This window comes from Terrimicrobium sacchariphilum (assembly GCF_001613545.1).
GTDB classification, from domain to species: domain Bacteria; phylum Verrucomicrobiota; class Verrucomicrobiia; order Chthoniobacterales; family Terrimicrobiaceae; genus Terrimicrobium; species Terrimicrobium sacchariphilum.
In genome coordinates this window covers 3395051-3416276 of record NZ_BDCO01000002.1, presented here as the reverse complement: position 1 = coordinate 3416276, position 21226 = coordinate 3395051, and the positions used below count along the sequence as shown (strand labels likewise).

Here is a 21226-nt window from a genome sequence, read left to right as displayed (position 1 = left end):
GCCCACCCTCTCTGCGACTCGCGGGCGCAAAGTCAGATATTCAGCGCCTTGCGACGATGATGTTCATCGGGGCGATGCGCGATGCGATTGACCTCTTGTTCCGTGAGCGTCACGACATCTCCCACGGCAGCGGCTCCCACTCGGATACGTGCGGCCTTTTCGCACATGAACATGGCGGCCTCCACGGCCTGGGGCGATCCGCCCAGGGTGATGACGCCGTGATTCTGCAGCAGGATGACGCGGGGTAGTTCCCCCTCATCCTTCCGGAAGCTTTCGACCTCCTTGCGGATAGCCTGTGAGAGCACGAGCCCCGGGTCGGTGTACGGCACGAAGGCCGAGACGCGCCCGCAGCAAACGATCTCGTCGGGAAAGAGCCGCGTGCTGGCAAACTCCCGCGCCCGGTCGGAGCACAGGAAGGCATTGGCCGTGATCGGGTGCGTGTGGCCGACGAAGTTGATACCCGGAAGCGACAGCAGGTAGGCGTGAAAGAGCGCCTCCACGGAGGGCTTGCGCGCGTTCTTGTCGACACGCGACTCGAGCAGGGCGTTGTCCACGTCCGTATCGGAGAGGTTCTTCGCATCCAGCAGCGCGAGGAGCGGGGCCGAGTAGCACCGCACCACACCGTCGGGGGTGAGCGTCGACAGGCTGGAGCCGGACGCCTTCACCAGGAAGGTGTCGGCGTCGAGCCGGGTGGATGTATTGCCTTCGCCCAGGATGGCCAGCTGCAGGTCGGGTCGACCGAGGCTGTGGGAGAGGGCGAGGAGGGAGTCGAGGGCGGTATCAGGCATAAAGAGGGCCAAAGTTCTGGCAGGCTCGGAAGTCGGCCGCCTCGAGGTCCGCGGTACCGAAGGCATTCCACGTGCTGGGACGGAAGATGCGCTCGCGCGAGACGTTGTGCATGTAGACGGGGATGCGGAGCATGGCGGCGAGACTAATAAGGTCGCTGCCGATGTGTCCATAGGCGATGGCGCCGTGGTTGGCGCCCCAGGCGTTCATCACGCTGTAGACATCGCTGAACGCACCCTCGCCCGTGAGGCGCGGGGCGAACCACGTGGTGGGCCACGTCGGGTTCGTGCGCTCGTCGAGGATGGAGTGCACGTCGTCCGGCAGATCGACCGTCACGCCTTCGGCGATTTGCAGGGCGGGGCCGAGACCGGCGATGAGGTTGAGCCGGAACATTGTCGTCGGCATGCCGCCTCGGGTGCGGAAGCGGGTGGACCATCCGCCGCCGGGGAAATACTCGGTGATGGAGGGATGCCAGGTCGTGGCCTTCAGGCAGGCATCGATTTCCTCCTGCGAGATTTCCCAGAAGGGCTTCATCGCGGGCTGGCCGTCGATCTGCTGCTCGCCGGTGCCGTCGAGGGCGGCGGGGCCGGAGTTGATGAGGTGCAGGATGCCGTTCTTCGCATCGCCCGAGAGGGTGTGGCCGGTGACGCGCTTCACGGCGTCCGCGCTCCAGTAGGTGCGCACGTCGGCAAAGATCTGCGCGGTGTTGGTGAGGAGGTGGCCGAAGAGCATCGACGCGCCGTTGAGGCAGTCGTTCTCCGTCGCCACGATGTACGGGGCGCGCTTGCCGTTCCAGTCGAAGGACGTGTTGAGGATGGCTTCGAGGAAGTCGCCGTTCGGCTGGTAATCCGTCCACTGGCGCTGGCCCTGGAAGCCCGCCGCGATGGCGTGGTGGCCGTGGGCCTCCTCGCGGAATCCCTTCTCGGCCAGCTTCGGGTTGCCGACCATGAGATCGCGGGAGATGAGGGCCATCTTCACGCTGCTCTCCCATTCCTTGTCCAGCTGCTCACGCGAGCGGGTGGTGGATGGCGAGTTGTAATCCTTGCCCTCGGGGCAGTTGGCCTTCACCCAGGCCAGAGCCTTTTCATACTCGGCCTCGTCGTAGATGCCCTTGTCGATGCGGCGGAGGATCTCCGTCGAGTCGATGGTCTCGACGCGCATGCCAAGGTATTTCTCAAAGAAGGGCTGATCGACGATGGAACCCGCGATGCCCATGGAAACGCCGCCGATTCCCAGGTAGGAACGCCCGCGCATCTGAGCCACGGCCAGACCAGCGCGCACAAATTGCAAAATCTTCCCTGCGACATCCTCCGGGATGCTGCTGTCGCCGCCATCCTGCACCTCGCGGCCATAGATGCCGAAGGCGGGCAGGCCCTTTTGCGAATGACCGGCGAGCACGGCGGCGAGATAGACCGCGCCGGGGCGCTCGGTGCCGTTGAAACCCCACACGGCCTTCGGAATGAGCGGGTCCATGTCCATCGTTTCCGAGCCGTAACACCAGCAGGGCGTCACGGTGAGCGAGACCTTCACGCCCTCGCGGGCAAATTTTTCCGCGCATGCCGAAGCCTCGGCCACGCCGCCGATGCAGGTATCGGCGATGACGCACTCGACGGGGGTGCCGTCGGTATAGCGCAGGGTGGAGCTGATGAGCTTGGCGGCGGATTCCGCCATGAGGCGCGTCTGGTCCTCGAGGGACTCGCGCACGCCGCCGAGGCGGCCGTCGATGGTGGGGCGGATACCGACCTTGGGATGGGAGGGAGTAGACATGGGGAAATCTCACCACCCGGCGGGCTGGCGGGGAAGAGCCGCGATTGACCTAAAGTTGGCAATTTTTGACTTCCCATCCCGTCGCGCTCTCTGACAATGAGGCAATGCCCGCCCCCGAGCCTCTGTACTATAGTCGGCAGGTCTCCGACGCCCGGCGATTTCACCTGCCGCCGGGGCGCTCCGACACCCCGCTGGTTGTCGCGGGGGCGGGGTGGGAGGCATGCCGGGCGGACTACGAGGTCCGCCGCACCAGTTTCTCGCATCTCACGGTGGAGTTTGTCGCCAAGGGCGAGGGTGAGGCGGAACTGGCTGGGGTGCGGTTCCCCCTGCGAACTGGGGTGATTTATGTCTACGACCGCACCGTACCCCATCGCATCTCGGCGGGAGAGGGTGGGATGGTGAAGTACTTTGCCCTGCTGCGCGGTGCCGCTGCCCGCAAGCTTCTCGCCCGTCGCGGGCTGAAGCTTGGCGGGATGTGTGCGGTGACGCGGCCTGATCGCATCCGTGAGGTCTGGGACGATCTGGTCGAAATGGGCTTCGGCGACCGATCGGATCGCGAGGAGGCGTGTGCGGATACTTTGCGATACTTGATCCTCAAGATTGGCGACCTGATGACGCCCGAAGGGGAGAGCGCCTCGCTCGCCTATGCCACCTATCAACGCTGTCGCGAGACGATGGAGGAGCGCTATGCGGAGTTGGTCACGGTGAGTGATGTGGCCCGGGTGTGCGGCATCGACCCGGCGTATATGTGCCGGTTGTTCCTGCGCTTCGGGCGGCAGAATCCCTACCGCTATCTGCTCTGGCTGCGGGTGAATCACGCCGTCGACCTGCTACGCCACACGGCAAAAACCGCCCGGCAGGTCGCGGAGGAGCTGAACTTCAGCGACGCATCCACCTTTTCCCGTACAGTGAAGCGCGTCTTCGGCCTCTCACCCTCGAGGTTGGGGCGTATGCAGCCCGATGCCCGGAAAGGTGAAGATTCTTCCTCGCCTGAGTAAGCGGCTTGTTCTTTTCTTGGGAAAGTCCGTATGAACACACCACCTCCCTCGTCTCAGCGTCCGGTCTCCATGAGGCTACTGGCGGAGGAGTGCGGGCTCTCCGTGGCCACGGTCTCCCGGGCCTTGCGGGGATCACCCCTGGTCACAGCCCGGACGCGCAAGCTGGTCGAGGCGGCAGCCCATCACCTAGGCTATGAGTTCAATCCATACGTCGGGCAACTGATGTCGAGCTTCCGGCGGAGCCAGGGCGAGACGATGCAAGGCAATCTGGCGTTTATCTGGTGCGACGTCTGGATGGGGCGTGAGGACTCGCAGTTCGGCGTGATGCGAGGGCATGCGTTGCGTCGTGCGGCGGAACTGGGCTACTCCGTTTCGGAGTTCACTCTGTTGGATCACACGCCCACCGCAATGGTGAGGATGTTGTCCAGCAGGGGCATTCGTGGCGTGCTGATCCTTTCGCCTGCGGGTTCGGCGGGAAAATCTCATCTCCGGCTGAATCTCGAGGACTTTGCCTGCGTCTCCATTGGCTGGTCATTATATTCCCCGGCGTTTCATCGGGTGAGATTTGATCATTTCCAAGCCACTCGGCTGGCGATTCACCATGCCAAGCGTCGGTTTGGCGGGCGCATAGCGGTGCTGGTGGATTTTCGCTACGACCAACGCTCGGACCGTTCCTGCCGTGCAGCCTTCCTCTCCCACCATCCCGACGGACCCGCTGCGGCGGCGGGCCTCATTTTTGACGTGGCCGGCCTCGATGTGAAGAAGCTCCGGCGAGCCTACGAGGACGGGAAATTTGCCGGGCTGATCGTCCTCTCGAGATCCGGGCTGCCGCCAGGGTTCTTCGACTGGTTCCCGCATGAGAACATGGTTTATCTCGACGATGATGGTGATACGCCGAGCTTTGGCAGGGTCGACCTGCGCTACGATCTGCTGGGTCGCTGGTCGGTGGATCACCTGGTCGGCACGATTCAGAGGCACGAAACCGGGGAGCCGGCGGTGCCGATGACCATATTTGTCCCTCCGCGCTGGATGGCGGGAAATCGCTAGAGATTGCCGCTGTCGCGGAGCGGTTTCTTTTCGACACGGCTTCGGGATTTTCGTGATAGTCGATGGCTCGCGTTCCCGATACGCCGATACTCCGATTTTCTATGAAACTCATTTCCTTGGTCGAATCTCCCGCTGGCAAACCACTGTTTTTCCTTGGCGGCCCGTCCTCCTCGTATGTCCTCGGCGTCAGTGACGAGGGGTTCCTCTGTCACCTGCACTGGGGTGGCCCGGTAGCTCCGAGTGCGGCGATGGCGGCTTTCCTGGATGGAGGCAACATCGCCTTCAGCCCGGGTCATCCCAAGGTCTCCGGCGGCCTGATCGGTCTCGACCTGCTGAGACTGGAGTACCCGACGGCGAATACCGGGGACTTCCGCCTGCCCGCCCTGGATGTGCGCCATGCGGACGGCACGCAGGGGCTGCGCCTGTTTTACGCGGGGCATCGCATCACCGCGGGCAAGCCCGCCCTCCCGTCGCTCCCGGCCACGTATGTCGAGGATGCCTCGGAAGCGGAAACGCTGGAGGTCGACCTGCGGGATGAACTCGGGGGCATCGCGGTGACGTTGCTGTATACCGTTTTTGCGGGACGCGATGTCGTGGCTCGGTCGGCTCGCATCCGCAATACCGGCTCGGCCCCGGTGACGCTTCTGCGCGCGCTCAGCATGGCGGCTGACCTGCGTGGATCGGCTTTTGACCTGCTCCACCTGCCCGGCGCCTGGGCACGGGAACGCTGGATCGAGCGCCAGCCGCTCCACTCCGGTGCGCAGCTCATCGGCTCCCGGCGCGGGGCGAGCAGCCACCAGTACAATCCCTTCTTCGCCCTGCTGGACCCCTCCACCACGGAAACCACGGGCGCGGTGCGCGGCGTGAGTCTCGTGTACAGCGGCAGCCATATCGGCGGGGCCGAGGTGGACCAGGTCTTCAACACCCGCATCGTCTCGGGCATCAACCCGGAGGGCTTTTCCTGGCATCTCGCGCCGGACGCGGAATTCCAGACGCCCGAGGTCGTGCTGGCCTACTCAGCCGAGGGATTGGGCGGTCTTTCCCGCCAGTACCATCACCTGTACAGGGAACGTCTGGCGCGCGGCGCTTGGCGCGATCGCGAGCGCCCCGTGCTGGTCAACAACTGGGAGGGCACGTACTTTGACTTCACCGCCGACAAGCTTGTCGCCATCGCCCACGTGGCGGCCCGCACAGGGGTCGAGCTCTTCGTGCTCGATGACGGCTGGTTCGGCAAGCGCGACGACGACACCACCTCACTCGGCGACTGGTTCGTTGATGAAAAGAAACTCCCCGGCGGCCTCGCTCCGCTGGTGAAGCGCATCAATGACGAGGGGCTGTCCTTCGGACTGTGGTTCGAGCCGGAGATGATCTCGGCCGAGAGCGAACTTTATCGCGCGCATCCCGACTGGTGCCTGCACATGCCCGACCGCAGTCGCACCCCGGGCCGCCAGCAGCTCGTGCTCGATTTCTCCCGCGACGAGGTCGTCCAGGCCATCGGCGACCAGATGGCCACGATCCTGCACAGCGCCCCGATCCGCTATATCAAGTGGGACATGAACCGCCACCTTACCGAAGTGGGCTCTGCGGGCTGGCCGGCGGAGCAGCAGGGCGAGGTGGCGCATCGACACATCCTTGGCGTTTACAAGCTCATGGACCGCCTCACCACGGAGTTCCCCGAGATCCTCTTCGAGAGCTGCTCGGGTGGCGGCGGGCGCTTCGATCCCGGTATCCTGTACTACATGCCGCAGACGTGGACCTCGGATAACTCCGACGCCATCTCGCGCTTGAAGATCCAGTACGGCACCTCGCTCGTCTACCCACCCTGCACGATGGGTGCGCACGTTTCCGCCGTGCCGAATCACCAGGTCTTTCGCACCACCTCGCTGCGAACGCGGGGCTATGTCGCGCTCGCCGGGCAGTTTGGCTTTGAGCTCGACCTCACCGCCCTGCCAGAGGCGGAAATCTCGGAAATGACGGAACTCGTCCAGCTCGTGAAAGAAACTCGCCACCTCCTGCGCACGGCGGATTTTCATCGCCTAAGCGATCCTTTCACGAGTCATGTCGCCGCCTGGGAACTCGTCTCGTCCGATCGCGGTGAGGCAGTGGTGACGGCCACCCTGGCCTTTTTCGAGCCGAATTTCCTCCACCTCCCGCTGAAGCTGCGCGGCCTCGACCCGACGGCGCGTTATCGCGTCGTCCATGGACCTGAGGGCGAATGGCCCGGCGATGTCCTCATGGAGCTTGGGTTGCCTGTATCGTTCAAGCAGGACTTTGACAGCATACTCTGGCACCTCAAGCGGGTGTGAATCGTAAAGGACGAGTGAGAATTGTAACTGTTACACTTCTCACTCCTTGAGTCGTCGAAGAGGGTGATCATAAATCCTCGCATGATGTCTCTTTCCTCCGATCAGGCGGACGCGTGGACCAGCGCGTCCCGGTTTGTCAAAAAGTCGCTCGATGCCGATTTTGTCGTCGTCGGTGGCGGCATGGCGGGCGTATGCGCCGCACTCGCGGCGGCTCGCAACGGCCTCTCGGTTATTCTCGTGCAGGATCGCTCCGTTCTTGGCGGCAATGCGTCGAGTGAGATCCGGATGCACATCGTGGGAGCGGATTGCCACGGTGGCCGCCCGGGTGCACGGGAGGCGGGACTCATTGAGGAACTGAAGCTTGAGGACGCGTACCGCAATCCCCACCGCAGCTACTCGCAGTGGGACCTGCTGCTTTACGAAAAGGTGGTCGATGAAAAGGCGATCACCCTCATGCTGGATTCAGACTGTATCGGCTGCCAGATGACGGCGGATGGTGACGGGATCGCCTCGGTCACCGTGCTGCGCAATTCCACTGAGGAGATCTTTGAGATCACAGGCCGGTACTTTGCCGACTGCTCGGGAGATTCCCGCCTGGGCTTTGAGGCTGGGGCCGATCTGCGCATGGGCCGCGAGAGCCAGGCCGAGTACGGCGAGAGCCTCGCTCCCGTCGAGGCCGACAAGCAGACGCTCGGGAGCTCGATCCTCATTACGGGTCGCGAGTATCCGACGCCGCAACCCTTTATCGCACCCCACTGGGTGCGCAAGTTCACGAAGGATCAGCTCCATCACCGCCCAATCCACAGTTTTGAGTATGGCTACTGGTGGTTCGAGTGGGGCGGCCAGCTCGACACGATCAAGGACAACGAAGTCATCCGCCACGAACTGCTCCGTATCGCGCTCGGCATCTGGGATTACGTGAAAAACTCCGGACATCATCCCGAGGCCGCCAACTGGGCGCTCGACTGGGTCGGCGCGATCCCGGGCAAGCGCGAAAGCCGTCGCCTTCTGGGCCGGCACGTGCTCCTGCAGGGTGATGTGCTCTCGGGCCGCATCTTTCCCGATGCCGTGGCTTATGGCGGCTGGGCTATCGATCTGCATCCGCCCTCCGGCGTCGACGCCGTGGACGAGCCACCCTTCACTCCGACCCACGGCAAGCACATCTACACCATCCCATTGCGCTCGCTCTACTCTCGCAATATCGGCAATCTCCTCTTCGCGGGGCGCAATATGAGCGCGAGCCATGTGGCCTTTGCCAGCACCCGCGTGATGGCGACCTGCGCCGTGATGGGGCAGGCCATCGGCACCGCCGCCGCCCTCGCCCTCCGCGACGGCGTCTCGCTCGACCAACTCACCGAGGGCGAGGGCATACGCAAGCTCCAGCAGCAACTCATCAAGGATGACGCCTACCTGCCCTCGATCCCTGGTAACGATCCGGCGGACCTCGCGAAGCGAGCGACCGTCTCGGCCTCGACCGAGAAGCCGGGCTGCGAAGCAGCTCTCGTCCTCGACGGCATCACCCGCGAGCTGCCGGAACACCTCGGCCCCTGGGCTGACGGGAAGGCACACCGCTGGGAATCCGCCGCACTGCCGGCTACGCTCGACCTCACCTTTCCCGAGGCCGTCGAGGTCAGCGAGATTCACATCACGTTTGACTCCGGTTTCCAGCGCGAGCTCATCCTCTCCCTCAGTGACCATCACACAGCCAAGAGCCTGCGCGGCGCGCAGCCCGAGCTGGTGAAAGCCTACCGCGTTTATCTCGATGGCGAGGTCGTCGTCAGCGAGGAGGCAAACTACCTCCGCAAGCGAGTGCATCGTCTCGACTCCCCGCGCCGTGGCTCCACCCTCCGCGTAGAGGTGCTCGCCACACACGGCGTGCCGGAGGCTCGGGTCTTCGAGGTCCGCGCGTACTAGACGCTTCTCTCCAGGCAGGCGCGCATACAGGCTTCCCCTCCATCACCCGGCGGGATTTCCGGTGTGCGCTCCCTCACCGGTCCGCCCGCTCGCCGGGATCGTGGCATGAATGCGTCGTAATGATTGGTGAATGCGAAATTCAGCGCAGTCCACGCCTTTCTGTTGGCCTGCGTTTTTCCGTATTTGACATAATTTAAATCGATATAATATCGTCAATCATTCGGTGGAGAGGGAGCCTCGGAAGCGAAATGCAGCCTTCCCGGGTTTCGTCAACAAGCCGCGTGCGACACACAAACCCATGAACCCCTTTTACCTCACCGGCCTTATCGGCGTGGCGCTATGGGTGTCGTTTTCTCCAGTTGCTGTCTTCGCTGGTTCCTCGATCGGCCTGAAATTTGGAGGTGAGGTCAATCAGCTCTCGCCCGACGAATCCTGTGGCGTGGTGGCGCAGCAAAACTGGTGCAATCTTTCCGGTGCGACGGGCAGCCAGGAAGGTCTGACGGATGCCCAGGGCAACAAAACCACGGCAAAGGTGGAGTGGAGTTCCCCGCTGGTGGTCGGCAAACCCGCGCCCCAGGCGGCTGCCATCGTGCGTCTGCTGAAGGGGTATCTCGATGGAGGGTCGGGTGGTCATCCGGCCACTGTCACCATCAGCGGCATCCCCTATCAGCGCTACACGGCCTATGTGTACTTTACCGAGGGAGACAAGGCCCGGACAGTTTCCACCTACACGGTGAACGGTGTGGAGATCATGATCATCCCCGGCTCGCCCAAGGACGGACTCCTTGAGGCTCAACCTGTGTACGATCGCGAGGTCGACGCGGAGAAGCGCGGTACGTATCTGGAGCTCAAGGATCAGGTCGGGAACTTCGAGATCGTCACCGACAACAAGGGTTGGCAATACGACTCCAGCGGGGATTTCCGCTCGCCCATCAGTGCGATCCAAATCGTCGAGTCAGACAAATAACACCCCTGTGATCTTCCTCGTGAAAGCCGCTCGGGTCTCTTTCCGCTCTCTTCGCCAAAAACCTATTATGAATCATCCCTCTGGCACACTGCTCAGGCACGGCCACGCCCTCCTAGGCAGCCTCGCTCTCACCGCTTCCCTGCTGACGCTCCATGCGGAATCCGCGCCGCCTGAGACGAAAGATCGGCCTATCCGTCCGGGAGCGGTGTGGCTGGACGACAGAGGGGTGCCGATCAATGCACACGGCGGTGGCATCCTTTTTCACGATGGGCGTTACTATTGGTTCGGCGAGCACAAGATCGCAGGACCAGGCGGGAACGTGGCCGAGGTGGGCGTGCATTGCTACTCCTCCGCCGATCTCCACAACTGGAAGGATGAAGGAATCGCCCTTGCCGTATCCAACGACCCTGCGAACGACATCGCCCGGGGCTGCATCCTCGAGCGCCCCAAGGTGATCTACAACCCGAAGACCGGCAAATTTGTCATGTGGTTCCACCTCGAGCGCAAGGACAAGGGGTACTCCGATGCCCGCAGCGGCGTGGCCGTGGCGGACAAGGTCACGGGACCCTATCAGTTTGTGGAAAGCTTTCGCCCCAATGCTGGCATATGGCCCCAAAACTTCGGCGTCTCCCAACGCGGGGAACTGACCGCAGAGGAGAACGACAAGCTGGCGGGGAAGGTGAAGGGATGGTTTCCCGCCGAGCTTATCCTGAAACGGGATCTCGATGGAGGCCAGATGGCTCGCGATATGACGCTCTTTGTCGATGAGGACGGGACGGCCTACCACATCTTCTCCTCGGAGGAAAACCGCACGCTGCACATCTCAAAGCTCACCGAGGACTATTTGCGCCCGGCTGGCGAGTATGTGCGGATTTTCCCGGACAAGTACAATGAAGCTCCCGCCGTGGTAAAGCATGAGGGCAAATATTACCTCATCAGCTCCGGCTGCAGCGGCTGGGACCCCAATGCGGCACGCTCCGCGGTGGCTGACAGCATGATGGGGCCGTGGACGGAGTTGGGAAATCCCTGCCGAGGAACCGAGGAGGAAAACAAAACCACCTTTCGCTCGCAGAGCACCTTTCTCCTCCCCGTCCAGGGAACGGATGGCGGCGTGATCTTCCTGGCCGACCGCTGGAACCCCGGCAACGCCATCGACGGGCGCTACATCTGGCTGCCCGTGGAGTTTCAGGACGGCAAGCCCACCATTTCCTGGAAAGATTCCTGGTCCGTGAGCGAGGCGTTCAAACCCGCCGACGCTCCTCGGAGCAAACCGTAGGCGCTCCTTGTCGCAATCCGAGTCTGCGCGGCTACAGCAGACCCTGCCCGGCGAGGATCGACTCCACGGCTTTGCGGGCATCAGTGCCCATCACACCATCGCCCTCGAGGCGGCAGGCAAAGGCGTTGGTCTTTCCGCCGCTCACCACGTAGCCGACGAACCAGCCGATGCGCGTGCCGCGATCCGTGCCGGTGCCCGTCTTGCCGTAGAGCGTGCCTTTGGCGGTGGACTGGACTTTCATGACCTCCTTCAGCTCGGCCTGGGTGCGGGTGGAAAAGGGCACGTCGCCCCTGGCAAGGCGGGCGGTGAGTTCGGCCTGCTCAACGGCAGAGAGGAGGATGGTCTTGCGATTCGGGGCGGGGAGCCAGAAGACGTCGACGCCTGAGGAAATGTCGCGGTCGCCGTAGCCGAGGCGGTCGAGCCACTCCTGCATGCGGACCTTGCCGATCTGGCGGGCGAGGGCCTGGTAGGCGGGCACGCAGGAGACGGCAAAGGCCGAGCGCAGCGTCTGGTCCTGGTTCCAGCCCGGCGCGACATCGCGCTTCACGCCGTCCCATTTCCAAAAGGGCGCATCGGGGCTGGCGACCAGGCCGAGCTGGAGGCCGATGGCGGAGTTCCAGATCTTGAAGGTCGAGCACGGGGCGACCTTGACCGCGCTGGCCCTCGCGTCGGATTCGTACCGCGCCCCGGTTTGCACGTCGATCTGCACGTAGGCCCCCGAGCGGCCATGGAAGGCCTTGTCGATAAGCCCGGAGGGAAGCGGAAGCAGCGAGGCGGCGACGAGCAGGAGCGCGAGCATGGCGGGAATTTCGCCGGGGAACCGCCTTTCGGCAACGGGATTTCCCGCCGGGGCGGGGGAAAAACGGCTGGTTTATCTGCTTGCGGGGAGGGGGAGGGGATGCACAGTATGGGCGGTTCAGCAGTTACGGGGCGTAGCTTAGCTTGGTAGAGCGCGTGGTTTGGGACCACGAGGTCGCAGGTTCGAATCCTGTCGCCCCGATTTTTTAACTTTCAGAAATGTATTTTTACCTGAAGCGACGCCCTGCGTGAGGTCGCACCCGCCTGCAACGCTTCGCGTAGCGATGCGGGCAGGGGTTCGAATCCAGTCGCCCCGATTTTTCAATCTTGGGAAATGTATTTTACCTACGTGCTGCGTTGTTCGGATGGAGATTTGTACGTGGGTTCGACGTCCGATTTAAGAAGACGCCTGAAAGAGCATGAAGGAGGGCAGGTCAGGACAACGTCCAGTCGCCTTCCGGTTGAACTGGTTTACTACGAAGCCTGCCTCAGTGAATCAGGAGCTGCGCAAAGGGAAAGGCAGTTGAAAACCGGGTTTGGCCGCGCGTACCTGAAGCGACGCCTTGCGTGAGGTCGCACCCGCCCGCAACGCTTCGCGTAGCGATGCGGGCGGGGATTCGAATCCAGTCGCCCCGATTTTTTTAATCTTGGGAAATGGGCTCTCCGCCAAAAAATGGGGATGAGGTCATTTGTTGAGGTTTTGTTAGTCGCATTGGGCGATGACGCGTAAGCGGTAGTTGGGGAGGTTTTTGAAGCCGCAGGCTCGTCTTTGAAGGAGTTTCATCCTGCGGTAGGACGATCTCGGAGAGGAAAGCGTCCTCGCTTCCAGAGTTCGGATGATCCGGAAGCGCGGGGTGCGGAGCTGGCGTTTCGGGTAGGCCTTCATTGCTTTCAGGTTTTTTCATGTTATTGGAGGGGATTTGCGCGCATAAGGCGCGTGTCCCTATTTTCCAACCATGAAAGTCACTGTCGAAATGATCGCCAGGGAGGCAGGTGTGTCAGCGCCTACGGTCTCCCGAGCCTTGAAGAATGATCGTCTGGTTCATCCACAGACCAGGGCTCGCATCGCAGCGGTGGCCGCTCGGCTGGGGTACCAGGGGCGTTCGCGACGGGGGCGCAACCAGACCGAGCAGGTGCGCATCCTCTTGCTCGTCGCCAGCCTGACGCCTTATCCTCCGAATGAGGTGTTGCTTTCGCACCTGCAGGGCATCACGGCGGAGGTGGACAATACCGGCTGCCAGCTCACGGTGGAGCAGATCACGGACAAGCGGGCGGGCAAGCTCTCCGACCCGATGAATCTCCCGCAGGCGGTGCGAGACGGGGAGATCGACATCATCATCAGCCAGGGGCGGCATGCGCCCTTGGACATCGCTGCGCTGGCGGCTCACCTGCCCGTCGTGAGCCTTCAGTGGGAATACCCTGGCACGAGGGTCGACCTGGCGGAGTCCTTTAATGCGCGTGGCATCAGTGATCTGGTGGCCACTCTGGCGGCTCGCGGGCATCGGAAAATGGCATGGGTCGAGGAGCATTATCCGGCCTCGTTTTTCCGGGATCGATTTTCCGGATTCCTCCAGGGCTGCATCGATGCGGGCATTTCCCCGGCAGAGCAGCCTGTATTGACCTACAACCAGCTGCTGGCCTCGGAGGATGCCTTCCTCACCACGGCCAATCAGTTGAAGAAGGACGGGGTCACCGCGCTTCTTTGCGCGACGGACAATGTCGCCAGGGAGGTGGCGCTGTTTTGTGCCGGGTACGGGTTTCGGGTGCCCGAGGATTTCAGCATTACGGGGTACGATGCCTCGGTCATGACGCTGCCGGATGGCAAAATCCTCACCAGCTACGATCCCTGCTCGATCGAGCTGGGCAGGGCGGCGCTGCGGGTATGCCTCCAGCGGATTGCGGAGCCTTCCAGTGCCCGCATCATTCAAAGCCGCGAGGGCCGTATCCGGCATGGGGATACGGTGGCATCCGTGTAGTTATTTCATGTTCTTTCATTTTATTGTTGATAATTTCATGGGCGCGGATGAGGATGGCCTCGTTCAATTCCACGCTTACCATGAAAATATTCCTCCCTCTTCTTGCGGCAGTAGTCTGGGCCGGGTCTCTCGGCACCGGATCGGCTGCGGTCATTGCAGACTTTACTGACGGAAATACGACGTCGGCTGTCGACGGTTACGCGGGTAAGGCAGGTGGAGGCTGGACGGGAGCCTGGAACAACCCGACGAGCAACATCACCTACGCGGCCACCGTCACGAACACATCGCCGCTGAAGACTGGCTCGGGCAACTACCTGTCCATCACGGCTTCGTCGCCGGGGTCGGTTTCCAACTCGCAGGCCTCCGTGAATCGCCAGTATTCCTCGGGCATCAGCCTGACGCAGCAGGTGAAGTTTGAGTTTCTTTTCCGGGCCGACGTCATCTCCAGCCAGACGCGCTATACGATCTTTGACGCTCCGACCTCCCAGCCCGCGACCGGGGCCAACATGACGTGGGAGGTCGCGCTGAATGGATCGACCTGGTATCTCTACAGTGGCAACGGGGCTGGCGGAGGATCGGAAATCAGCACCGGGCTGACAGCGACGGCGGGCACGACGTACGCCTTTTCCATCCTGGCCGATCCGACAGCCAAGACCTTTACCGTTTCAATCGCTAACACCTCGGGTACGGTGCTCTATACGAGCAGCACGACGACTTTCCGGTCCAGTGCTGCTTCACTCGGGGGCTACCTGACGTTCAGCACGGTGGATAGCGATCCCTCCTCTCCGACAAGCCTCGCCTCCTCGATCGATGGCATCTCCATCACGCAGGTGCCGGAGCCGGGAATGGTGACGCTGCTGGGACTCGGCGGTGCGGCTATCCTTTTGATGCGCCGTCGGAAATAATCGCATCCCGGATCTCCCCCTATGAAAGTCCGCACTGTTTTTGCAGGATGGCTCGGCGTCGCCTGTCTGATGCTGGTTCACTCCGCCATGGGTGAGATCCGTGAGGATTTCTCCAATGGCTTTCCCGGCAAGGCCGGTGGGGGATGGGAGGGACCCTGGACGGAGAAGACCCTGGCGTGCCGCTTTACCTCGGTGTCGGCCGTGCCCGGGCCTCTGGAACCCTCGGGCAGCGGGAGTCTTCGGGTGGAAGGAGAAAGTGAAAGCGCTCAGGCATGCAACGCCTCGCTGTCCCGTCAATACGGCGGCGACGAACTCGCCCTGGAGGGGCCGGTGCAATACAGCTTCGCCGTCCGCCTCGACAGGTTTTCACCGGATCTGCGGTACGCGATCTTTGATGCCAGCGCGGCACAGGTCGGGACGGGTGCCAACGTTACGTGGCTGATCTCGGCAATCGGCGGTTTCTGGACGGCCTTTGACGGCCAGGGCGATGACCGGGAGGCTGGCGAGATGCCTCTGGGAATCCCGGTGCGCGAGGGAATTGTTTATACAGTCCGGGTGACGGCATTTCCCGGGCAGCGCAAGTGGGAGGTGGAACTGACCGACGGATTGCGCACGGCGGTGCTGCGGAATCTGAATTTCCGCTCCCGGGCGGAGACGCTGGGCGGATACCTTCACTATGGCTTTTCGGATAACAAACCTGCGACGCCCTCGCAGTTTGGTTTCACGCTGGGGACGATTACCATGAAGCCTGCGGAGGATACGGGGTCGGCTCATTAGTATAAGCTTATCCTTCCTCTCTGTCATGAAACGCATTGTTGGCTGGTTGTTCCTTCTCGGCCTTTTGGTGGTGGCCGGGTTCTCCGTTCCACGCTTGCTCCTGAGCGCAAGGGAACCATCGCCGAGCCAGTCGGAGATGGTGACACGCGATGGGTCTGCGATCCTGGGCGAGATCGTCAAGGCGGCGGGTGAGGGGCAGGCGAGGTATGTGATCCCGCCAGGCGTTTACCGCATCCCGGGTGGTCCTGTAGCGGAGGGGAAGGAGGGTTGCCATTGGGAGTTGATCGGGTTGAAGGACCTCGAGATCGACGCGACCGGAGCGGTGCTGATCTTCGCGGAGCGCGGGCAGCACGCCATTATTTTCCGGAACTGCCGCAACGTGACCTTGCGCGGAGCGACGTTGCGCCGGGAGACGCCGGGTTTTTCCCAGGGGCGCATCGAGGCCATCGACCCGGCGGGCGGCTATGTCGATGTGCGGATCGATGCGGGGTATCCGCTCGACATCGACGACGTGCGCTTTTTCCCCCATTTCTGGAGCAATGTGTTTGAAAAGGACACGGGGCGGTGGAAGACGCAGCTTCGCGCTCCCACGCCCTATGTGATGAAGCACATCGAGCCGGACCTCGTGCGGATCGACACCCGCGAGATCGCGACGACCGTGCCGCGCATTCAGCCGGGAGACCGGCTTGCCTGGCGAGGGGCGGTGCTCGACGACATCCGCCTCTCCCGCTGTGCGGGCATGAAGATCCTCGGCGTGACCATCCAGGGAGGGGCGGGAATGGCCCTGCACGAGATGGGCGGCGACGGTGGGAATGTCTACCGCGATTGCAAGGTGACGTATTGCCTGAAACCTTCTGGAGCCATGGATGCTCCGCTGATCGCGACCAATGCCGATGGCCTGCACAGTAGCGATGTACGGCAGGGCCCGGTGATCGAGGGGTGCTTGTTTGAGGGAGTGGATGACGACGCCATTGCGATCCATGGCAACTACTCGCTGGTCCTCGAGGCCGATGGGACGCGGATGGTGGTGTGCAGGTTCTCCGAGGCGAGCAATCCGCTCGGGGCCAATCCCGGCGACCTGCATCGCTTTTACGACAGGCAGGGCGCGTTCGTCGGCGAGGCCCGGGTGGTGCAGGCGCGGCCTGTGCCGGGCTTCGTCCCTGCGACCCGGCCCGATGCGATGTACCGGATCTTTCAGAAGATGGAGAAGAACCTCTTTGTCGAGTACACGCTCGATCGGCCCGTGGCTGCGGGGGAGGGCTGGCTCGCCTCGAACCAGGATACCCTCGGCAAGGGCTTTGTCGTCCGTGGCAACACGATCCGCGACTGTTTCGCCCGAGGCATCCTGCCCAAGTCAATCGATGGCACGATCGAGGGGAATCTCATCGAGCGTACCGCGCGGGCGGCCATTGAGTTGCTACCGGAGATGACGTGGTGGAGCGAGTCGGACTATTGCCGCAATGTCGTGATCCGCGGCAATACGATTCGCGACGTATCGCCCAACCGCAAGACGGGGCCTCTACGCCATCCTGGTGCGTTGACGATCTTTGCCTATCGCGAGAACGGCTACACGCCTGCGCCCGGCGGGCATCGCGACATCGTGGTCGAGGACAATCTCTTCGAGGACAACTCAGGTCCCAACATTCTCGTGGCGGCAGCCTCGGGTGTCCTGATCAAGGACAACCGGTTCGTACGCCCGATGTCGCGCCCGAGCGATTTTGGGAAAGACAAGGGGGTCGATCCCTCGGCCCTCATCTGGCTGCAGTCGCCCGCCGGAGTGACGCTGGAGGGAAATGTCATCGAGCAGCCCGGCTCTCATCTCCGGACGCTGGCAGCCTCGCCGGGGCAGGCGGACCTCCCGGTTGCGGGCATCGTGATCACGGAGGCCGGACGATGAAACGCGGATCGCAGTCGGGATTCACCTTGCTGGAGCTGCTCGGAAGCATCGCGATCGTCGCGATCCTGGCGACGGTCATCCTTTCCGCCGCTCCTCGTATCTTTGGCCAGGCAGACGTCACCCGGTGCGTGGCCAACCAGAAGTATCTCTTTCAGCTCCTGCAGCGGTATGCGCTGGAGAATAATGGTGTGTTGCCTGCTCCGACTGGAGCGTCCTCCTGGTGGACCCGACTGGGGTTGATGGAAAACCCGACGTATGAAGCCCGCAATGCCAGCAAGAACAAACTTTTCATCTGTCCTGCGGCGGTGAAGACATTCCCCGGCCACAAGCCGATGCGGACCTACGCGATAAATACCGAAGGTTTCTCCATGACCGACGCCGTGCCGTTGGTGAGGAACAGCCGCCCCGCGACGACGCTGCTGCTCATTGATGGCAAAAGCAACCAGGACGATGCCAGCGATACGGTTGCCTATTTCCGGGCGACCTCCTGGCCTCGCATCACTGACTGGGTGGACGCGCGGCATGACGGGAAGTTCAACGGGCTCTTCCTCGACGGGCATGTGCAGCTCTTGTCACCTACTGATCCCATGCTTACCGAGTATGTCACGAACTTTGGTCGCTAGCCGATGAACCGTTTCCCTTTCCTGGCTTGGGCTCCATTCGCCATATGGGCCGCATGCAGTTCCTTGCAAAGCTCTGAAGTGCGCATCGAGCGCGATATTTCGTACCTGGGGCCGGATCGCGCGGAAAAAATGGACGCCTGGCTCCCGGCGGGGGAGGCAGCGAATAGCCCGGCCGTGCTGGTGATTCACGGCGGAGGCTGGGCGGTCGGGGACAAGGCCGATGCGCGTGAAAAGAACTTTTGCCGGACCCTGGCGGAGAATGGCATCGCTGCCTTCTCGATCAACTACCTTCTCGATCGCGTGGAGAAGCTTCCCGACGGCAAGGCCCGCACCGTGGCGCTCGGCTGGCCGCAGAACGTGGAGGATTGCAAGTCGGCCCTCCGCTATCTCAAGGCCCACGCCGCCGAGTGGCGGATCGATCCCCGCCGTATCGGGGTGATGGGTGGCTCGGCGGGTGGTCATCTGGCGCTGCTGCTCGGCACGACGGCGGATGTCGCCGAACTCAACGGCTCGGGACTTTACCGGGACCAGGACAATGCCATCGCCTGCATCGTCGACTTTTACGGTACGCATGATCTGCGACAGTTTGGCCACGAACACTTTCGCGGCGGTACGCCGGAGGAGACCGCACGCAATCTCGATCTCGCCTCGCCGAAGACGCACCTCTCGGAGCACACCCCGCCGATCCTCATTGTCCACGGCACGGCGGATGGGACGATTCCCATCGGCATTTCGCGGGATCTTTACCGCCTCGTCCAGGAGAAGGGGATTGTGTGCGAGTATATCGAGGTGCCCGATGCGCCGCATTCCTTCGACCTTCAGCCAAAGCAGCGCGACCTGCGGCCGGAGGTGCTGGCGTTTCTTCGGAGATACCTCGGCCTGTCCTCGTGAAACCCTCGCCGGGGGGAATCCTCTTGCCTCGGGCGGCGTGGTTTGGTGCCGTGGAGGTGCAGCAGGGTTCGCTGTCCTCTCTCCATGAATCGCCTCTTTTCCTCCTTCGCAAAGGTCCTCCTTCTCCTTGTCTTTTTGTCCGGCCGACTTGGCGCAGATGATCTCAAGTACGACTGGAAACCGCTGAAAATCGGCGGCGGCGGGTGGGTGACGGGGATCGAGGTGCGGGCGGATGGGGCGGGGCCGGTGTTTGCGCGCACGGATGTTTCAGGAGCTTACCGGTGGGAACCCACGAGTTCATCGTGGAAGCAAATCGTGACCGATGCCAGCATGCCGGCGGAGGCGGTGGCTTATGGATGTCACGGCGGGGTGGACAGCCTGGTGGCAGCTCCGGGCGAGCCGGATGTGGCGTACATGGCGTTTCGCGGGCAGATTTATCGCAGCGCGAATCGCGGCGATACCTGGGCTGCGACGAACTTTGCCAGCCAGCACGCGGGCATGGAGCCGAATGGCGAGGGACGGCTCGATGGCGAGCGGTTGGCGGTCGATCCGCGCGACAGCCGGGTGGTTTTCTTTGGCTCGATCTCGGACGGACTCTGGCGCACGAGCGATGCCGGGGCGACGTGGCAGCGGGTCGAGGCGATTCCGAAAGGAACGGAGCCGCATGGAGTCAATACCGTCGTCTTTGATCCCTCCGGCGGCACGGTGAAGACGGATGATGGCGCGGAGCGGACTCGGGTGATTTATGTCACGTCGAACCGCGCGGGCGTCTTCCGCAGTGAGGATGGCGGGGCGACGTGGACCAATGTCGCGAGCGCGGAACAAGCCGGGACGGGCAACGTGCGCGACGCGTCGATCGGGCCGGATGGGGCGTATTATGTCGTGTACGACAATGCCGACGGTCGCGCGGGCGCGGTGTGGAAGCGGTCGCCGGATGGCGCGTGGTCGGATATCACTCCGACGGCGAAGGAAGGCGGGAGCAAGGCGTATTACGGCATCGCGGTCGATCCGAGGGACGCGCAGCGGCTGGCGCTCATCGTGAGCGGCGGCCAGTTCTTTGCGTCGACGGACCAGGGCGCGACGTGGTCGGCGCATGGATTTCAATACCAGAGCCCCACGATCCAATGGCTCGGGAAGCAGGAGAATTACTGGCTGAGCGTGGGCGAGATCGCCTTTGACGGGACGGGCGACCTGTGGCTGGCGGAGGGCTTTGGCGTGTGGCACGCGCGGGATCTCACGACGCCGAATATCGCCTGGCAGGCGGCTAGCGAGGGCATCGAGGAAACCTGCGGCAATGACGTGATCGCCCCACCCGGAGGTAAGCCGCTCGGCGCGATGTGGGACGTGGGCGTGTTTCGCTTCGACGAACCCGATGCGTATACGGCGAAGAGAGCAGTGCCGTACTTCATGAGCGCGTGGTCGCTGGACTGGTGCCCGGCTGATCCGCAGTTCATCGCGGCGGTGTTTCGCAATCACCTCGGCTTCGAGCCTCATGTGAACGAGGCGGGATTCTCGACCGATGGCGGCGTCACGTGGACGCTCTTCCCGGCGGTGAAGGAAAAGGCGATACCAAGCGGGCTGGAGTACGGGACGCTTGCGATTTCCGCCACGAGTCCTGATCGCATGGTCTGGGCTCCGGTGCAAAAGGTGCTGCCGTATTTCACGAAGGATCGCGGCGCGACGTGGCAGCAGGCGCGGCTCGGCGACGGACTAAAGGAGTCCGGCACGGGCGGGTACTTCGGCCCGCAGAAGCCGCTCTGCGCGGATCGCGTGACGGCGGATCGCTTTTACTACTACCACACGCGCGAGGGGTTCTTTCGCTCGGAGGATGGCGGCGCGACGTTCACAAAGACCGCGCAATCGCCGCCGATGGGGCGGGTGAATTCCATCCTGAAATCCGTACCGGGTCACGCCGAGCATCTGCTCTTTGCCGAGGGCAGCCAGGGAAATCCGCCGGTGGGCGGACTCTGGCGCTCGGAGGATGGCGGGGAAAGCTGGGCGATGCTGCCGGGGATTGAGCAAGCCTTCAATGTCGGCCTCGGGAAACCGGAGAGCGAGGGCGGGTATCCCACGATCTATGTGACGGGCGTGGCGGCGGGAGCGACGGGGATTTACCGCTCGACGGATGGCGGGAAAACCTGGGACCGGATCGGCCAATACCCATTGGGCATCTTTGACTGGATCGACGCGATGGACGGCGACAAGGATGTCTTTGGCAAAGTGTATATTGCCTTCTCCGGGGCCGGGTTTGCCTATGGCGAGCCGCGACCGGCTGGGAAATAAAAAAGGGGGAAGCGC

The 21226-nt window shown here is 62.9% G+C and carries 17 protein-coding genes and 1 tRNA gene; 15 read left to right on the top strand and 3 right to left on the bottom strand.

All coding sequences use genetic code 11. The features are described 5' to 3' along the window. Positions 1-32: 32 nt before the first annotated feature. Complete coding sequence (locus TSACC_RS16030) at positions 33-788, bottom strand: class II aldolase/adducin family protein (protein ID WP_075080231.1); 756 nt, start codon at positions 786-788, stop codon at positions 33-35. Next, complete coding sequence (locus TSACC_RS16025) at positions 781-2553, bottom strand: L-fucose isomerase (RefSeq protein WP_075080230.1); 1773 nt, start codon at positions 2551-2553, stop codon at positions 781-783. The genes TSACC_RS16030 and TSACC_RS16025 overlap by 8 nt, the downstream gene beginning before the upstream one ends. Before the next feature lie 65 nt (positions 2554-2618). Between TSACC_RS16025 and TSACC_RS16020 the strand changes: the two genes are divergently transcribed. The 6 genes from TSACC_RS16020 (at position 2619) to TSACC_RS15995 (ending at position 11061) form a co-directional block, all read left to right on the top strand. After that, positions 2619-3551, top strand: coding sequence for an AraC family transcriptional regulator (locus TSACC_RS16020; protein ID WP_153811478.1), 933 nt, complete (start codon positions 2619-2621; stop codon positions 3549-3551). 30 nt (positions 3552-3581) lie between these two features. Further along, positions 3582-4598, top strand: coding sequence for a LacI family DNA-binding transcriptional regulator (locus TSACC_RS16015; protein ID WP_075080228.1), 1017 nt, complete (start codon positions 3582-3584; stop codon positions 4596-4598). A gap of 101 nt (positions 4599-4699) precedes the next feature. Beyond that, positions 4700-6904, top strand: coding sequence for an alpha-galactosidase (locus TSACC_RS16010; RefSeq protein ID WP_084400632.1), 2205 nt, complete (start codon positions 4700-4702; stop codon positions 6902-6904). Positions 6905-6985: 81 nt separating this feature from the next. Further along, positions 6986-8818 carry an FAD-dependent oxidoreductase gene (locus TSACC_RS16005; protein WP_202815983.1) on the top strand — a complete coding sequence of 611 codons (1833 nt, stop codon included), beginning with the start codon at positions 6986-6988 and terminating at the stop codon, positions 8816-8818. 298 nt (positions 8819-9116) lie between these two features. Then, entirely contained in the window at positions 9117-9785 is a 669-nt protein-coding gene (locus tag TSACC_RS16000; RefSeq protein ID WP_075080226.1) for a hypothetical protein, read from the top strand. Positions 9786-9852: 67 nt separating this feature from the next. Beyond that, positions 9853-11061: a glycoside hydrolase family 43 protein gene (locus TSACC_RS15995; protein ID WP_075080225.1), complete on the top strand. Its 1209-nt coding sequence runs from the start codon at positions 9853-9855 to the stop codon at positions 11059-11061. Between the two features lie 31 nt (positions 11062-11092). Here the strand turns inward: TSACC_RS15995 and TSACC_RS15990 are convergent, their stop codons facing one another. Beyond that, positions 11093-11860, bottom strand: a complete 768-nt coding sequence (locus tag TSACC_RS15990; protein WP_075080224.1) for a penicillin-binding transpeptidase domain-containing protein — start codon at positions 11858-11860, stop codon at positions 11093-11095. Positions 11861-11987: 127 nt separating this feature from the next. On the opposite strand from TSACC_RS15990, the gene TSACC_RS15985 reads away from it, so the two are divergent. The 9 genes from TSACC_RS15985 (at position 11988) to TSACC_RS15940 (ending at position 21211) form a co-directional block, all read left to right on the top strand. Beyond that, a tRNA-Pro gene (locus tag TSACC_RS15985) sits at positions 11988-12061 on the top strand. 132 nt (positions 12062-12193) lie between these two features. Continuing rightward, positions 12194-12430 (top strand): GIY-YIG nuclease family protein, encoded by a 237-nt coding sequence (locus TSACC_RS22780; RefSeq protein WP_075080223.1) that lies wholly within the window; start codon positions 12194-12196, stop codon positions 12428-12430. A 385-nt stretch (positions 12431-12815) separates the two neighbouring features. Then, positions 12816-13835: a LacI family DNA-binding transcriptional regulator gene (locus TSACC_RS15970; RefSeq protein ID WP_075080221.1), complete on the top strand. Its 1020-nt coding sequence runs from the start codon at positions 12816-12818 to the stop codon at positions 13833-13835. Positions 13836-13915: 80 nt separating this feature from the next. Next, positions 13916-14740 carry a PEP-CTERM sorting domain-containing protein gene (locus TSACC_RS15965; RefSeq protein ID WP_169809674.1) on the top strand — a complete coding sequence of 275 codons (825 nt, stop codon included), beginning with the start codon at positions 13916-13918 and terminating at the stop codon, positions 14738-14740. A gap of 21 nt (positions 14741-14761) precedes the next feature. Further along, complete coding sequence (locus tag TSACC_RS15960; RefSeq protein ID WP_075080219.1) at positions 14762-15517, top strand: hypothetical protein; 756 nt, start codon at positions 14762-14764, stop codon at positions 15515-15517. Positions 15518-15542: 25 nt separating this feature from the next. Beyond that, positions 15543-17414 carry a right-handed parallel beta-helix repeat-containing protein gene (locus tag TSACC_RS15955; RefSeq protein WP_153811477.1) on the top strand — a complete coding sequence of 624 codons (1872 nt, stop codon included), beginning with the start codon at positions 15543-15545 and terminating at the stop codon, positions 17412-17414. After that, positions 17411-18037 carry a prepilin-type N-terminal cleavage/methylation domain-containing protein gene (locus tag TSACC_RS15950; protein ID WP_075080217.1) on the top strand — a complete coding sequence of 209 codons (627 nt, stop codon included), beginning with the start codon at positions 17411-17413 and terminating at the stop codon, positions 18035-18037. The genes TSACC_RS15955 and TSACC_RS15950 overlap by 4 nt, the downstream gene beginning before the upstream one ends. A gap of 3 nt (positions 18038-18040) precedes the next feature. Further along, positions 18041-18928, top strand: a complete 888-nt coding sequence (locus TSACC_RS15945) for an alpha/beta hydrolase (RefSeq protein WP_075080216.1) — start codon at positions 18041-18043, stop codon at positions 18926-18928. An 84-nt stretch (positions 18929-19012) separates the two neighbouring features. Further along, positions 19013-21211 carry a WD40/YVTN/BNR-like repeat-containing protein gene (locus TSACC_RS15940; protein ID WP_075080215.1) on the top strand — a complete coding sequence of 733 codons (2199 nt, stop codon included), beginning with the start codon at positions 19013-19015 and terminating at the stop codon, positions 21209-21211. The last annotated feature ends 15 nt before the right edge of the window (positions 21212-21226 follow it).